13 protein-coding genes are annotated in these 14,655 nt (G+C 65.0%); 9 read left to right on the plus strand and 4 right to left on the minus strand.

Annotated elements, in window-relative coordinates:
- Positions 1–10: 10 nt before the first annotated feature.
- The 3 genes from KVY23_RS12010 to KVY23_RS12020 are packed head-to-tail and all read left to right on the plus strand — an operon-like array spanning position 11 to position 2,900.
- Positions 11–1,018 (plus strand): Gfo/Idh/MocA family oxidoreductase, encoded by a 1,008-nt coding sequence (locus KVY23_RS12010; protein ID WP_230556559.1) that lies wholly within the window; start codon positions 11–13, stop codon positions 1,016–1,018.
- Positions 1,015–1,923 (plus strand): sugar phosphate isomerase/epimerase, encoded by a 909-nt coding sequence (locus KVY23_RS12015; RefSeq protein WP_230556560.1) that lies wholly within the window; start codon positions 1,015–1,017, stop codon positions 1,921–1,923. Before KVY23_RS12010 ends, KVY23_RS12015 begins: the two co-directional genes overlap by 4 nt.
- Entirely contained in the window at positions 1,920–2,900 is a 981-nt protein-coding gene (locus KVY23_RS12020; protein ID WP_230556561.1) for a Gfo/Idh/MocA family protein, read from the plus strand. Before KVY23_RS12015 ends, KVY23_RS12020 begins: the two co-directional genes overlap by 4 nt.
- 22 nt (positions 2,901–2,922) lie before the next feature.
- Here KVY23_RS12020 and KVY23_RS12025 read toward each other — a convergent pair whose 3' ends face one another.
- Positions 2,923–4,104 (minus strand): Gfo/Idh/MocA family protein, encoded by a 1,182-nt coding sequence (locus KVY23_RS12025; protein ID WP_294638141.1) that lies wholly within the window; start codon positions 4,102–4,104, stop codon positions 2,923–2,925.
- A gap of 170 nt (positions 4,105–4,274) precedes the next feature.
- Here KVY23_RS12025 and KVY23_RS12030 point away from each other — a divergent pair, with 170 nt between their 5' ends.
- Positions 4,275–5,273 carry a LacI family DNA-binding transcriptional regulator gene (locus tag KVY23_RS12030; protein WP_230556562.1) on the plus strand — a complete coding sequence of 333 codons (999 nt, stop codon included), beginning with the start codon at positions 4,275–4,277 and terminating at the stop codon, positions 5,271–5,273.
- A gap of 8 nt (positions 5,274–5,281) precedes the next feature.
- Here the strand turns inward: KVY23_RS12030 and KVY23_RS12035 are convergent, their stop codons facing one another.
- Entirely contained in the window at positions 5,282–6,019 is a 738-nt protein-coding gene (locus KVY23_RS12035; RefSeq protein WP_206511364.1) for a GntR family transcriptional regulator, read from the minus strand.
- A 254-nt stretch (positions 6,020–6,273) separates the two neighbouring features.
- On the opposite strand from KVY23_RS12035, the gene iolC reads away from it, so the two are divergent.
- From iolC to KVY23_RS12060, 5 genes are all read left to right on the plus strand, one after another.
- Positions 6,274–7,287: a 5-dehydro-2-deoxygluconokinase gene (gene iolC, locus KVY23_RS12040; protein WP_374108721.1), complete on the plus strand. Its 1,014-nt coding sequence runs from the start codon at positions 6,274–6,276 to the stop codon at positions 7,285–7,287.
- Positions 7,280–8,179, plus strand: coding sequence for an aldolase (locus KVY23_RS12045; protein WP_206511339.1), 900 nt, complete (start codon positions 7,280–7,282; stop codon positions 8,177–8,179). The genes iolC and KVY23_RS12045 overlap by 8 nt, the downstream gene beginning before the upstream one ends.
- Before the next feature lie 3 nt (positions 8,180–8,182).
- Positions 8,183–9,145 carry a 5-deoxy-glucuronate isomerase gene (gene iolB, locus KVY23_RS12050; RefSeq protein WP_230556564.1) on the plus strand — a complete coding sequence of 321 codons (963 nt, stop codon included), beginning with the start codon at positions 8,183–8,185 and terminating at the stop codon, positions 9,143–9,145.
- Positions 9,142–11,100: a 3D-(3,5/4)-trihydroxycyclohexane-1,2-dione acylhydrolase (decyclizing) gene (gene iolD, locus KVY23_RS12055; RefSeq protein ID WP_230556565.1), complete on the plus strand. Its 1,959-nt coding sequence runs from the start codon at positions 9,142–9,144 to the stop codon at positions 11,098–11,100. The genes iolB and iolD overlap by 4 nt, the downstream gene beginning before the upstream one ends.
- 78 nt (positions 11,101–11,178) lie before the next feature.
- Positions 11,179–12,486, plus strand: a complete 1,308-nt coding sequence (locus KVY23_RS12060) for a D-alanyl-D-alanine carboxypeptidase family protein (protein ID WP_374108720.1) — start codon at positions 11,179–11,181, stop codon at positions 12,484–12,486.
- Between the two features lie 25 nt (positions 12,487–12,511).
- Here the strand turns inward: KVY23_RS12060 and yhjD are convergent, their stop codons facing one another.
- Both yhjD and trpS read right to left on the minus strand, forming a co-directional pair.
- Complete coding sequence (gene yhjD / locus KVY23_RS12065) at positions 12,512–13,534, minus strand: inner membrane protein YhjD (protein WP_230556566.1); 1,023 nt, start codon at positions 13,532–13,534, stop codon at positions 12,512–12,514.
- Positions 13,535–13,586: 52 nt separating this feature from the next.
- Entirely contained in the window at positions 13,587–14,627 is a 1,041-nt protein-coding gene (gene trpS / locus KVY23_RS12070; RefSeq protein WP_230556567.1) for a tryptophan--tRNA ligase, read from the minus strand.
- Positions 14,628–14,655: the final 28 nt, after the last annotated feature.

The following is a 14,655-nucleotide window of genomic DNA, read 5'->3' on the forward strand; positions in this document are numbered from 1 at the left end:
GACACTCGCAATGGGCGTTATCCTCGGCGTAGTCGGCCTCGGCCGAATCGGCGCGTTCCACACAGCCACACTGAGCACCCTGCCCGGTGTCGACGGACTGGTCGTCACCGACGAACGTCCGGCGGTCACCGCGGCCGTTGCCGCCGAGTTCGGCGCGAAAGCCGTCGACAGCGCGGCTGAACTGATCGCGTCGGGCGTCGACGGGGTTGTCGTCGCCGCAGCGACACCCGCACACGCCTCGCTGGTCCTGGCCTGCGTCGATGCCGGAATTCCGGTGTTCTGCGAGAAGCCACTCGCCGCGACGCCAGGTGAGAGCGTCGCCGTCGTCACCGGCATCGAATCCTCCGGCGTGCCGGTTCAGATTGGTTACAACCGCCGCTTCGCCCCGGCCTTCGCTGCCGCCAAGAACGCGGTGACCTCCGGCGAGCTCGGGTGGCTGCACACCGTCCGTTCGACGACTCTCGATCCCGCGCCCCCTCCGATGGACTACGTCGCCGTCTCCGGTGGCATCTTCCGCGACTGCAGCGTGCACGACTTCGACACCGTTCGCTGGATCGTCGGCCGCGAGGTCGTCGAGGTCTACGCGGCGGGTTCCAACCAGGGCGATCCGGCTTTCGCCGCCGCAGGCGACGTCGACACCGCAACCACCACACTCACTTTCGACAACGGCACCATCGGCGTGGTGTCCAACACCCGCTACAACGCGCGCGGCTACGACTGCCGACTCGAAGTGCACGGCAGTGAGGATGCCGTCGTGGCCGGATGGGACGAGCAAGTTCCCGTCCGCAATCTGGAAACGGGCGCCACCTTCCCCACCGGGACTCCACACAGCTTCTTCATGGATCGCTTTGCTTCCGCCTACCAGCTCGAATTGGGTGCGTTCGTCGACGTCGTCGAGGGCCGTCTCGCATCTCCCTGCACGCCGCGAGATGCACTCGAAGTCGCCTTCATCGCAGAGGCCGCGACACTGTCCCTACAACAGCACCGCCCGGTGCGAATCGATGAGGTACGACTGTGACCACTACGAAGAACCAGACCGACATCCGTATCGCCGGAGCACCGATCTCCTGGGGCGTCTGCGAGGTACCCGGGTGGGGTCACCAGATCGCGCCCGCCCGCGTGCTCACCGAAATGCGCGACGCCGGGCTGACCGCGACGGAGGTCGGACCGGAGGGATTTCTGCCCGCCGATCCGACCGAGCTCGCCGCCACCCTCGACGAGGTCGGGCTCACATCCGTCGGCGGCTTCGCCCCCGTGCTTCTACACGACGCCGATCACGATCCGGTCCCCGGCATCGCACCGCTCCTCGACGCTTTCGTCGCCTCGCGAGCCGAGGTCATCGTGCTTGCCGCCGTCACCGGGACCGACGGCTACGATTCTCGCCCCGAGCTCGATGAGAATCAGTGGAACACATTGCTGCGCAACTTGGATCGCCTCGAACTGGCGGCTGCCGATCGTGGCATCCGAGCGGTGCTGCATCCCCACGTCGGCACCATGGTCGAGCAGCGGGACGAGGTGTACCGGGTACTCGACGGTTCCGCCATCGGACTGTGCCTCGACACAGGTCATCTCCTCATCGGCGGAACCGATCCGCTGGACCTCGTCACCTCGCACGCCTCTCGGATCACCCACGCGCACCTCAAGGATGTCGATGCCGCGCTCGCGGCGCGGGTGCAATCGGGCGAACTGACGTACACCGAGGCCGTCGCCAGCGGCATGTACACCCCGCTGGGCACAGGTGATGTCGACATCGAACGTGTTGTTCTGGGATTGCTCGACGCCGGATTCGACGGTTGGTTCGTGTTGGAACAGGACACGATTCTCACGGCCGAACCGACCGACGCCGGACCCGTGATCGACGTCATCGCCAGTGTCGCCTACCTTCGTGAAGTGGTGAAAGCCCGCGTACCGTCCACGGTATGAGCGGGCTACGAATCGGCGTTCTCGGTGCGTCGCGAATCGCCGAGAACGCAATCGTCGAGCCGGCCCGCATGCTCGGCCACCGCCTCGTTGCCTGTGCCGCACGGGACCGCGGTCGAGCCGAAGCGTTTGCCTCGAAACATGGAGTGGAACGCGCCCTTCCGTCGTATCAGGACCTCATCGACGACCCGGATGTGGACGTCGTCTACAACCCGTTGGCCAACTCTCTGCACGCACCCTGGAATCTTGCGGCAGTCAGAGCAGGAAAGCCCGTGCTGACCGAGAAGCCCTTCGCTCGCAACCGTACCGAGGCCGCGCACGTCGCGGAAGTCGCTTCAGCACAGGGCGTCACCGTGATGGAGGGGTTTCACTACCTCTTTCACCCGGTCACGCGACGGCTGCAGCAGTTGCTGAGCGAGGGCACCCTCGGTGAGCTCCGGCATGTCGAGGTGGTGATGCGAATGCCGACTCCCGCGCCGACCGATCCGCGTTGGTCGCTCGAACTTGCCGGTGGAGCACTGATGGATCTGGGCTGCTACGGACTGCACTCCCACCGGCTCCTCGGACGTTGGGCAGGAGGATCTCCTAGGATCGTCGAGGCACGCGCTGTCGAGCGGTTCCCAGGAATCGACGAAACCTTCGACGTCGACCTCGAATTCCCGAACGGGGCGACCGGTGCGTCCCTGAATTCGATGATCCATCCAGCCCACCAGTTCACGCTGACACTGTTCGGATCGAAGGGCCGAGCATGTGCGCACAACTTCATCAAACCGCATCAGGACGATCGAATCACCGTCACGATCGGTTCGGACACCACGATCGAGAACCTCGGCACACGGTCGTCGTACACCTATCAGTTGGAGACCTTCGCCGAGCATCTGACCGAGGGAACGCCACTGCCGATCGACGCTGACGACGCAGTTGCGAACATGACCATGGTCGACGAGGCTTATCGCGCCGCCGGAATGTCACCTCGCTGAGTTCTGCGTCGAGCGTTCTGCTTCACGCGCCGGGCGCGACCCACCTTCCGGAGTCGACGGACTCGGTCATGGCGTCCAGAACCTGGGCGCTGCGCACGGCGTCCCACACCGTGGCGCCGATCGGCTTGCCCTCGGCGATGGACCGCAGGAAGCGTTCGGCTTCGATGACCTTGAGGTCGTCGTAACCCATCGAGGACGCCGAGCCCGGTTGAAAGGCCCCGTATTCGCCCTGGTTCGGTCCCACATAGATGGTCGAGACCGGCTGATCCTGGTACCTGCCTCCGAGGCTGACCGCGAGTTCGCCGAGGCGCCGGAAATCCCAGAAGACCGCGCCTTTGGTGCCGTGGATCTCGAATCCGTAGGCGTTCTGTTCGCCGACCGACACGCGGCTCGCTTCGAGTGTTGCCCGTGCGCCCGAGGCCAACCGAATCTGACTGCTCACGAAGTCTTCGTTCTCGACCGGACCGAGTTCACCTCCGGTGGCGAGTGCGTGTCCGCTGGTCGCCCCGAGCGGCTTGGCCCGCTGTGGCACGAAAACCGCGGTGTCCGCGACGAGAGAATCGATGTCCCCCAGGAGGTACCACAGCAGATCCGCGCCGTGCGAGGCGAGATCACCCAGCACTCCGTTACCTCCGCGAGCCCTCTCGAACCGCCAACTGAGGGCGCCGTCAGGGTGCGCTGCGTAGTCACTGAAGAATCGAAAACGAGCGTGGGTGACGGTACCGAGCTCGCCGGAGTCGATGAGTGCCTTGGCTTCCTCGACGGCGGGTGCATTGCGGTAGTTGAATCCGACGGACGTCTGCACTCCCGCCTTGTCCGCGGATAGGGCCACAGCACGCGCATCGTCGGCGGACAAGCCGACTGGCTTCTCGATCCAGATGTGTTTGCCCGCCTCGGCCATCGCAGTTCCGATGCTGCGGTGCAGGAAGTTCGGGGCCGTGATGGACACAGCGCCGATGGCCCGATCCGCCTCGATGTCGTGCCAGTCGGTGGTGGACCCTTCGAAACCGAATTGCGCGGCCGCTTCCTCGGCCCGTCCCGGGACCTCGTCGGCGACACTCGCGAGCGTCGGAGCCAGAGCGAGGTGCGGGTAGTGATGCCGGATGCGGGCGTAGGCCTGCGTGTGCACGCGGCCCATCCAACCGAAACCGGCGACGGCGACCCTGATTCCCTGCGGTGAACTCGTGCCGTGCGGTGAACTCACTGGTGTGTCTCCTCGAAAGCTGGAAGAAGGTGCGAACCGACCGGCGCCCACGAACGTTTTGGACCGGTCCAATCCGAGCTCAGTCTTGCCGATCCAACGCAGGCGTGTCAACACCCCTGCGCCTGCTAGCGTCGTCGAGACACCGCCCCTCTCGCACGAAAGGACCCCACGTGGCGCAGCCGACCATTCGTACCGTCGCCGCCCATGCCGGGGTATCCAAATCGCTTGTTTCACTGGTACTTCGCGGATCGAGCTCAGTCAGCGACGAGAAACGCGAGGCGGTCGAGAAGGCCATTCGCGAGTTGGGCTACCGCCCCAACCTCAGCGCACGTAGCCTCAGCCAGCGCCGAACGAACATCGTGGGAGTGCTTCTCAACGACCTGCGCAACCCATGGTTCGTCGACTGCCTCGAAGGGATGAACTCGGTTCTGCAGCAACATGATCTGAAAATGTTCCTCGCCGATGGCCGACTGGACCGCAGCTCCGACGAGTCCTTCGTGGAAAGCTTCATGGATCTGCGGCTCGACGGCCTGGCTCTCGTGGGCACTCGAAACCCCACGCCGGCGATCGCTGAGGCCGCCGCATCCATGCCTACCGTGGTCGTCGCGAGCCGCGATCTCGACTTTCCGGGCGTCGACATCGTTGCCAGCGACGACGAGCTCGGAACCCAGCTGGCGGTAGGCCACCTCGTCGACTTGGGACACAGCGCAATCGCGCACGTCGCGGGCCTGGGCGCGGTGGCCGACATCCGCGCCGAGAGCTATCGAACGGCGATGGCGGCGCACGGACTCACCCGTCACATCCGTGTGGAGGAGAGCGACATGACCGAGGACGACGGGCACCGCGCAGGGACCCGGCTGCTGCAGACAGGTCGACCCAGCGCGATTTACGCCGTCAACGACCTCGTCGCGATCGGCGTCATGACCGCCTGCCAGGACATGGGTCTGGCGGTCCCGGCCGACGTGTCGGTGGTGGGATACGACAACACATCCATCGCGCAACTACGACATGTGCGGCTGACGAGCGTGGAGAACGCGACCGTCGAGCTCGGACGGCGGGCGGCTACCGCGCTGGTGGAGCGTATTGCGGACCCGTCGGCTGCAGGCTCACTGCAGCTCGTCCCGCCCGCCATCCAGGTGCGTGGGTCCACCGCCGCGACTGGCGCCTGACGGCCGGCTCAGCGGTCGACGACGGTGGTGTCGAAGTAGTAGCGCGAGGCGCGGTAGGCGTGCGAGCCGAACTCCACGACGCTCCCCGAGTCGTCGAATGCCGTTCGGTGCATCGTCAGCAGTGGTGCCTTGAACTTCTCATCGAGCAGTTGCGCCTCTTCACGATCGGCGGCTTTCGCACCGATCCGCTGCCGGGCGAGCCGGATGTGCACACCCCTGGTTCGCAGCGATTGATACAACCCGTGCGATTCGAGCTCTTCCGGGTCGGGAGCGATTGCCGACGGCAGGTGATTGGTCATCAATGCCAATGGCTCGCCGTTCGTGCTCCTGAGTCGGCGAATGGTGACCACTTCGACGTCGTCGGCGAGATTGAGCTCACGTGCGACCTCGGCCGTCGGGATACCGACGTGGTAGTCGAGCAACTTGGTGGACGGACTCTGCCCCGCCCGAGCGAGGTCGTCGAACAAGCTGGTGAGTTCTACGGGGCGATGGACCGGACTCTGCACCACCTGGGTACCGACGCCTCGCTTCCGAACCAGCAGCCCCTTGTCCACCAGCTCCTGGATGGCACGCCGTGTCGTGGGACGCGAAAGGTTGAGTCGCTTGGCCAAGGCCAGTTCGTTCTCGAATCGATCACCGGGGGCCAGCAGCCCGCCGAGTATCGCCGACTCGATCGCTTGGGCGAGTTGGAAGTACAGAGGAACCGGGCTACCGCGGTCCAGCTCGACGGACAATGGCGTCGCCACCGATGATCGCACCGTGGACTTGGCGTCGCCCGTGGACGTGTTCGAGGCAGTCACAGTCCGGCTCCGTATCTACTTCAGGGGCAGTCGTTTCGATGCCCGGTTTGATCGAAGTGTAGGTGAACACTAACATCGCCTTGACTTGAAGTAAGAATGTCAGGACAAAGTATTGACATGAACCTGTGAACTAGCGCACAGTAGAACTCGACAAAGCCGTGTGCACGTGTCACCTCTCCGTCGTACATTCCCGAAACCCTCTGGAGTCGATCTTGACCACCTCAGCCGATGCGAACACCACGGCCTTCGACGTCCTCGCCATCGGGCGCAGCGGCGTCGACATCTACCCGCTGCAAACCGGCGTCGGCCTCGAGCTCGTCGAGTCCTTCGGCAAGTTCCTCGGTGGAAGCGCAGCGAACGTCGCCGTTGCCGCAGCACGCCTCGGGTGCACATCGGCCCTGATCTCCGGCGTCGGCGACGATCCCTTCGGCCGGTATGTCTCCGGTGAGCTCGTTCGCCTCGGTGTCGACAATCGATTCATCGTCGTCGACGAGACGTACGCAACGCCCGTCACCTTCTGCGAGATCTTTCCGCCGGACGACTTCCCGTTGTACTTCTACCGCAAGCCCTCCGCGCCGGATCTGCAGGTCCGACCCGAGAACATCGACTCGGCCGCCGTCCGCAGCGCCCGCCTGTACTGGTCGACGGTGACCGGCCTGTCCGAGGAGCCGAGCCGCAGCGCCCACTTCACCGCCTGGGAAGCACGCGAACGCGCTCCGCTGACCGTGCTCGACCTCGACTACCGACCGATGTTCTGGCACTCCCCCGCCGCCGCGACCGAGCAGGTTCAGCGCGCACTTCGGCACGTCACCGTTGCAGTCGGGAACAGAGAGGAATGCGAGATCGCCGTCGGCGAGACCGATCCACACGCTGCTGCCGACGCGCTCCTCGACCTCGGCGTAGAGCTGGCCATCGTCAAGATGGGGCCGAAAGGGGTCATGGGCAAGACCCGCTCGGAGACCGTCACCGTCCCACCGAATTTCGTCGACGTCGTCAATGGCCTCGGTGCGGGCGACAGTTTCGGCGGTTCACTGTGCCACGGCCTCCTGGCCGGCTGGCCACTCGAGAAGATCCTCCGCTACGGCAACGCTGCCGGCGCGATCGTCGCCTCTCGCCTCGAATGCTCGACCGCGATGCCGACCGCATCCGAGGTCGCCGCCCTTGCGGAAAAGTCCGCCACCGAAGAATCCGACAACGAGGCCGTCAATGTCTGAGACCACCCTGACCCCTGCTGCCGCGTCGACGTACGCTGAGGTGACCGCGCTGCGCGCGACCAACCCGCAGGCGATCGACCGAGCCTGGGCCACTCGGGTCACCCGCGACACCGTCCGCGGCAACGGTCGATTGATGATCGTCGCTGCCGATCATCCCGCCCGCGGCGCACTCTCGGTCGGGGCCGATGCCACCGCGATGAACAGCCGCACCGAACTGCTCGATCGGCTCCGCACGGCACTGGCCAACCCCGGCGTCGACGGCGTTCTTGCCTCGGCAGAGATCCTCGACGATCTCGTGCTGCTCGGAGCGCTCGAGGACAAGGTCGTCTTCTCGTCGATGAATCGCGGGGGGTTGGCCGGCGCGTCGTTCGAACTCGACGACCGAATGACGGGAGCCACCGCTGCGTCGACCGCCAAAGCGCGCATGAACGGAGCGAAAATGCTCACTCGGATCGCGCTCGAGGACCCCGGGACACTCGAGACCATGACCGCCTGCGCTCGGGCCATCGACGAACTCGCCGCCGAAAACCTCATCGCGATGGTCGAACCGTTCCTGTCCAGCCGTGTCGACGGCCGCGTCGTCAACGACCTCAGCGCCGACGCCGTCATCAAGTCGATCCACATCACCCAGGGCCTCGGATCCACCTCCGCGTACACCTGGATGAAACTGCCTGTCGTCGACGAAATGGAGCGCGTCATGGATGCGACCACCCTACCTACGCTGCTACTCGGGGGCGACCCTCAGACTGCACCGGACGAGACCTACGCCAGCTGGGCGAAGGCGCTCGAGATTCCCGCGGTGCGCGGCCTGATCGTCGGACGCACGCTGCTCTACCCGCAGGACGGCGACGTCGCGAAAGCAGTCGGCACCGCCGTGGACATGGTGAGGTGAAAGATGAACTCCGAGTACTACATCAAAGCAGGAACCGGCGGCCAGGACCACTTCGACGTCGTCGTGACGCCCGAGACGGCCGGCAGGAGTGGAGCCGGCGGAACGACCCGATCAGGCAGGAGTGGAGCCGGCGGAACGACCCGATCAGGCTGGACGGAATCGAGCCTGTGGACGTTGAGCCTTGCTGCCGGGAAGTCCGTGAACCTCGAGTCCGGTGCCGACGAGATCATGATCGTCCCACTGTCCGGTTCTGCGACAGTCACCAGTGACGGTACGAAGTTCGAATTACAGGGCCGCACATCGGTGTTCGACGGACCGTCGGACTTCGTCTACGTCGGCAAGGATTCCTCGTACACGGTCGCCAGCACCGACGGCGGGCGCTTCGCGCTGTGCGGAGCTCGAGCCCAGAACAAGCTTCCCCTCCGGTACGTGGCAGCAGCCGATGTCGCGGTCGAGCTGCGCGGTGCCGGGAACTGCAGCCGGCAGGTACACAATTTCGGAACCGCCGACAGATTCGAAGCCGACTCGCTCATCGCTTGCGAGGTCATCACCCCCGGCGGCAACTGGTCGTCCTACCCGGGCCACAAGCACGACGAGAACACCGCGAGCGAGACTGCGCTGGAAGAGATCTACTACTTCGAGATCGCGCCCGGCCCGGGCGAGCGCGCCGGCTTCGGCTACCACCGCGTATACGGGACGCCGCAGCGGCCGATCGAGGTCCTCGAAGAGGTCCGCACGGGCGATGTCGTCCTGGTTCCGCATGGCTACCATGGCCCGTCGGTTGCGGCCCCCGGATACCACATGTACTACCTCAACGTCATGGCCGGACCGGGCCCCGAACGCGCCTGGAACATCGTCGACGACCCCGAGCACACCTGGATCCGCGGTACCTGGGAAGAGCAGGCCGTCGACCCTCGTCTTCCCTTGAACGGCCTTACCCTCGACCCCGCTTCCGAAGGAGCATGACCGTGGTGTCCACTGCGCCGATCTCGGCGAACAAGACCGAGAATACCGAGGACACAGTTCACCTCACCGTGAGCCAGGCCGTCGTGAAATTCTTGGCAAACCAGTACGTCGAGCGCGACGGCACACGCACCAAGTTCTTCGCCGGCGCATTCGGCATCTTCGGCCACGGCAACGTCGCCGGCCTCGGGCAGGCGCTCCTGCAGGCCGAGATCGACGCCGTCGAAGGCGGCAGCGAACCGGAATTGCCGTACGTCCTCGGACGCAACGAGCAGGCCATGGTGCACAGTGCCGTCGCCTACACACGTCAGAAGGATCGAATGCAGACCTGGGCTGTCACGGCCAGCGTCGGCCCCGGCTCGACGAACATGCTGACAGGTGCTGCCCTGGCGACGATCAACCGCTTGCCTGTCCTGTTGCTGCCAGCGGACACGTTCGCCACCCGCGTGAGCGCCCCGGTGCTTCAGGAGCTGGAACTCCCCTCGAGCGGCGACGTCACGGTCAACGACGCGTTCAAGCCGCTCTCGCGGTACTTCGACCGGGTGTGGCGTCCCGAACAGCTGCCCGGGGCTTTGCTCGGCGCGATGCGCGTGCTGACCGATCCGGTCGAGACCGGCGCTGCCACCGTCGCCATCCCGCAGGACGTGCAGGCAGAGGCGTTCGATTGGCCGGAGTCGCTGTTCGCACCGCGTACGTGGCACATCGCCCGCCCGCTGCCGGAAAAGTCGGTCATCGCACGCGCAGCCGAGGTCATCCGCAGCGCGCAGAAGCCGATGATCGTCGCCGGCGGCGGGGTCATCTACTCCGGCGCCACCGCCGCACTCGCGTCGTTCGTCTCGAAGACCGGAATACCCGTCGGCCAGAGCCAGGCCGGCAAAGGGGCTGTGCCCTACGACCATCCGCAGTCGGTGGGCGCGGTCGGTTCTACCGGCACCACTGCCGCGAACGCCCTCGCCACCGAAGCCGATGTCATCATCGGAATCGGCACTCGCTACAGCGACTTCACCTCCGCCTCGCGTACCGCCTTCAACAACCCGGACGTGCGATTCGTCAACATCAACGTCGCGTCCATCGACTCGGTCAAGCAAGGCGGCATCTCCGTCGTCTCCGACGCCCGGGAGGCGCTCGAAGCCCTCGAGGCCGAGCTGGCCGACTACGAGGTACCGGCCGACTACCGCACCCTTGTTTCAGACCTGGCGACCCCGTCGGACGCGACGGTTTCCTCGGTATACAAGATCGAGGATCCGACTGCGCCGTTGAACCAGAATCAGGTGATCGGCCTCGCGAACACGCTGTCCGATCCGCATGATGTCGTGGTCTGTGCCGCCGGATCGATGCCAGGCGACCTGCACAAGCTCTGGCGCACAAGAGATTCCAAGGGATACCACGTCGAGTACGGATTCTCGTGCATGGGCTACGAGATCGCCGGCGGGATCGGCGCGAAGATGGCCGAACCGGACCGCGACGTGTTCGTCATGGTCGGCGACGGCTCGTACCTGATGATGGCCACCGAGCTCGTCACCGCCGTTCAGGAAGGCGTCAAGATCATCGTGATCCTGGTGCAGAATCACGGCTTCGCCTCCATCGGATCGCTCTCGGAGTCGCTGGGTTCGCAGCGATTCGGAACCGACTATCGCTACCGCGGTGAACAGGGCCGTTTGGACGGTGAGATTCTGCCCGTCGATCTCGCAGCCAACGCGGCCAGCCTGGGAGTGGAGGTCGTGCGGGTCGAGAACGGTGCCGAGTTCACCGACGCGGTCAAGACCGCCAAGGCGAGCCAGACGAGCACGGTCATCCATGTCGAGACGGACCCACTCATCGGGGCGCCGGATTCCGAGTCCTGGTGGGATGTTCCGGTCAGCGCGACGTCGACGCTCGAGTCCACCCGGTCCGCGTACGCCACCTACGAGAAGTGGAAAAAGATCCAGCGCCCCTTCCTCCGGCCGTCCGGTAACTGACACTCCCCATGTGCGTGGAAATACATAGCAGGCTATGTATTTCCACGCACATGCGCGAAGCGCCTAAGGTGGTTCGCGATGAGAACGATTCGTGGGTTCGTGGTGGCGTCGGCGTCTGTTGTACTGGTGCTCATGGGCTCGGCGCCGGTCGGCGCTCAGCCACCCGAGCCACCGCCGACCACCACACCTTTCGCGACGCCGGACACCGACAACTGCCCGTTCGCGACGTCGCCGCCACCTGCGATCGACCTGTCGGAGGTGCCTGAGCCAGGACAAACCACCCCTCCTGCCCTTCCCGTGCCTGCTGAAGCTATCGGCGGTGACGCTCTCGCCGAGTGCGGCACCGTGACACCCGACGGGGCTCCCCCGTTGCCTGCGGACATCTCGGCAACCGGTTGGGTGCTCGCCGATCTCGACAGCGGCGACGTTCTCGCGGCAAAGGATCCGCACGGGCGCTACCGACCCGCCAGCATCATCAAGATTCTTCTCGCCCTCGTCGTACTCGATGAGCTCGATCTGAACAGGACCACCGTCGCCACTGCTGAGGATGCCGGTATCGAAGGCAGCTCCGTCGGACTAGGAAAGGGCGGCGTCTACACGAACATGCAGCTGATGCAGGGTCTGGTGATGGCGTCCGGGAACGACGCCGCGCACGCGCTGGCCGCGCAGCTCGGTGGCAACGAGGCCGCGGTCGAGAAAATGAACGCGAAGGCAACTTCGTTGGGTGCGCTCGACACGAGGACGGCGAGTCCGTCCGGTCTCGACGGGCCCGGGATGTCGAGCTCGGCCTACGACATGGCGTTGATCTTTCGTTCCGCGATGGCGGACCCGACGTTCGCGGAACTGATTTCCACCGAGATGGTCGATTTCCCGGGCTACCCCCGAGATCCCGCCATCACCGAGGACGTGGACCGGCCAGGATTCGCGCTGTCGAACGACAACCAGTTGCTGTACAACTACGATGGCGCGCTCGGGGGCAAGACAGGATTCACCGACTCTGCCCGACAGACCTTCGTCGGCGCCGCCGCCCGCGACGGCCGACGACTCGCCGTCACGTTGATGCTGGGTGACGTCCTGCCTATTCGTCCGTGGGAGCAGGCAGCGCGGCTGCTGGACTACGGCTTCGCGCTACCCGTTGACTCGACAGTCGGTGTACTCGTGGACCAGGATTCCGCCGCACCGGTCACGAGCACCCGCCCCGCGGTGCCCACCCTGGCATCGCCGCCGACCGATCCTGCCGGGCAGACCGATCCCGCTGCCAGTGCGCGAGCCTCGGCCCTGAAGGCGGGCGGCGACACCGTGATTCGAATCGGTTTCGCGGTCATCGGCGCACTGATCGTGCTGGGTCTGCTGCTCTGGGCACGTCAACTGAATCGACGACGTTGATTCGCGCTGACCCATTCTGGGCCGGTCAACGGCGCCCCCACCGCCCCAGCACCGCTCCCGCGATCGCCCCCGCTCCAACCAGTGCGATGCCGCTCTTCACCGTCGGCCCCTCGTTGATCTCGACTCGAGGAGTGATGACTGCCGGTTCCGGTGGCGGCACGAACGCCAGCGCCATACTTTCCTCGGTGGTGGCAGCAAAAGCCGTCGACAGCAACAGGAATCGCGACGTGGTGAACACGAAGACCAGAAGACCGATGATCGGGCCGAACACCACCCCGGCGGGGCCGTTGGTGACCGACGCGAGGTAGATCGCCGCGATCTGCTTGAAGACCTCGAACCCGATCGCGGCGATCAGAGCGCCCTTCAGGGCGCTGTGAATCGGAACGGGTTCCCGCGGAAGCCGCGAAATAACCCAGACGAACACAGCCCAGGTAGCGACGACTGCCAGCACCACCGACAGGACGCGGAGCGCGATATCGACTCCAGGGACGCCGTCCAGGTTGACCAGTTCGAGCAGACTGCGCATCACCGAGGCACCGTTGAGCGCCGACAATCCCAGCGACACTGCAAGAGCGGCACCGAGCCCGAACAGTGCCAGGAGATCCTTGAACTTGGTAGCGAGGAAGCTGCCATCCTCGTGCACGGACTCCCACATGGCCGTCAGAGCCTCGCGCAGTTTCGCCATCCACCCCAATCCTGCGTAGAGCGCGCCGAGGATACCGAGGATGCCGACGCTCGTCCTCGACTCGATCGCAGTGTCGACGAGAGTGTTGATCGTTTCGCCCAGACTTCCCGGAACGTTCTGCGTGATCTGGTCGCTGATCTCGTCGAGCAATTGAGGTTGGCCCGCCAGCACGAATCCGGCTGCCGCAAACGCCACCATCAGGAGCGGAAAAAGCGCCAGCACACTGAAGTAGGTCATCGCGGCGGCGTAATAGTCGCCATTCTGCGATTTGTACCGCTGCGCCGCGCGGACCGTGTGATCGAACCACGGCCATTGCTCGCGGCGCCGCTGCAAGATTGCTTTGAAGTCGGGAACGACGATCACCCTCTCGATGTCTGCCCCTCGAAGCTCGGGACCCGGTGTGAGTTCCCTGCTGTCAGGAAAGCGGTGCCAGGAACCCCACCCGTTCGTACACCTGCGCCAACGTTCGTGACGCTACCTCCCTCGCCCGGTCTGCGCCGTCTGCGAGGATGCGATCCAGCTCGGCGATGTCGGCCATATAGCCATCGACGGCGGCTTTCAGCGGGGTCACGAACTCGATCAGGACATCTGCCGTGTCCGACTTGAGATCGCCGTAACCCTTGCCTGCGTATCCCTCGACGAGGTCGTCGATCGCGCGGCCGGACAATGCCGACTGAATGTTGAGCAGATTGCTGACGCCCGGCTTGTTCACCGGGTCGAAGGCTATGTCCCGGTCGTTGTCGGTCACCGCCGAGCGAAGCTTCTTCGCCGTCACCTTCGGATCGTCGAGAAGGTTGACGATGCCGGCCGGGTTCGACCCCGACTTGCTCATTTTCGCCGTCGGCTCCTGCAGATCGAAGATCTTGGCGGTGCCCTTCACGATGTGTGCGTCCGGAACGACGAAGGTCTTCTTGAAGCGGGTGTTGAAGCGCTGCGCGAGATCGCGCGTCAGTTCAAGGTGCTGACGCTGATCTTCGCCGACCGGAACGAGATTGGGGCGGTAGAGCAGAATGTCGGCGGCCTGCAATACCGGGTAAGTGAACAGCCCCACCGTGGTCTGATCGCGACCTTGCTTGGCCGACTTGTCCTTGAACTGCGTCATCCGCCCCGCTTCGCCGAACCCGGTAATGCAGTTGAGCACCCACGCCAGCTGCGCATGCTCGGGCACCTGACTCTGCACGAACAGAGTCGAGCGCTTCGGGTCGATACCGACGGCCAGCAGCTGCGCTGCCGCGATTCTGGTGCGATGCCGTAGCGCTTTGGGATCCTGCGGCACCGTGATGGCGTGTAGATCTGGAATGAAATAGAACGCGTCGTAGTCGTCCTGCAATGCCACCCACTGACGCACGGCACCCAGGTAGTTGCCGAGGTGGAACGAGTCCGCCGTCGGCTGGATGCCGGACAGGACGCGCTGGCGCGGCCCCTGAGGTGTGTCGGATGATGCAGGAGAAGACATGCTCATGATCTTTTCACGACGCGAGAAG

Origin of the sequence: Rhodococcus sp. I2R (assembly GCF_020889545.1) — a bacterium.
In the GTDB taxonomy this organism is placed as follows: domain Bacteria; phylum Actinomycetota; class Actinomycetes; order Mycobacteriales; family Mycobacteriaceae; genus Rhodococcoides.

Coding starts and splice junctions, on each gene's coding strand:
- KVY23_RS12010 (WP_230556559.1), top strand. CDS start 11: ATGGGCGTTATCCTCGGCGTAGTCGGCCTCGGCCGAATCGGCGCGTTC.
- KVY23_RS12020 (WP_230556561.1), top strand. CDS start 1,920: ATGAGCGGGCTACGAATCGGCGTTCTCGGTGCGTCGCGAATCGCCGAG.
- KVY23_RS12045 (WP_206511339.1), top strand. CDS start 7,280: ATGTCTGAGACCACCCTGACCCCTGCTGCCGCGTCGACGTACGCTGAG.
- iolB (WP_230556564.1), top strand. CDS start 8,183: ATGAACTCCGAGTACTACATCAAAGCAGGAACCGGCGGCCAGGACCAC.
- iolD (WP_230556565.1), top strand. CDS start 9,142: ATGACCGTGGTGTCCACTGCGCCGATCTCGGCGAACAAGACCGAGAAT.
- KVY23_RS12060 (WP_374108720.1), top strand. CDS start 11,179: ATGAGAACGATTCGTGGGTTCGTGGTGGCGTCGGCGTCTGTTGTACTG.
- trpS (WP_230556567.1), bottom strand. CDS start 14,627: ATGTCTTCTCCTGCATCATCCGACACACCTCAGGGGCCGCGCCAGCGC.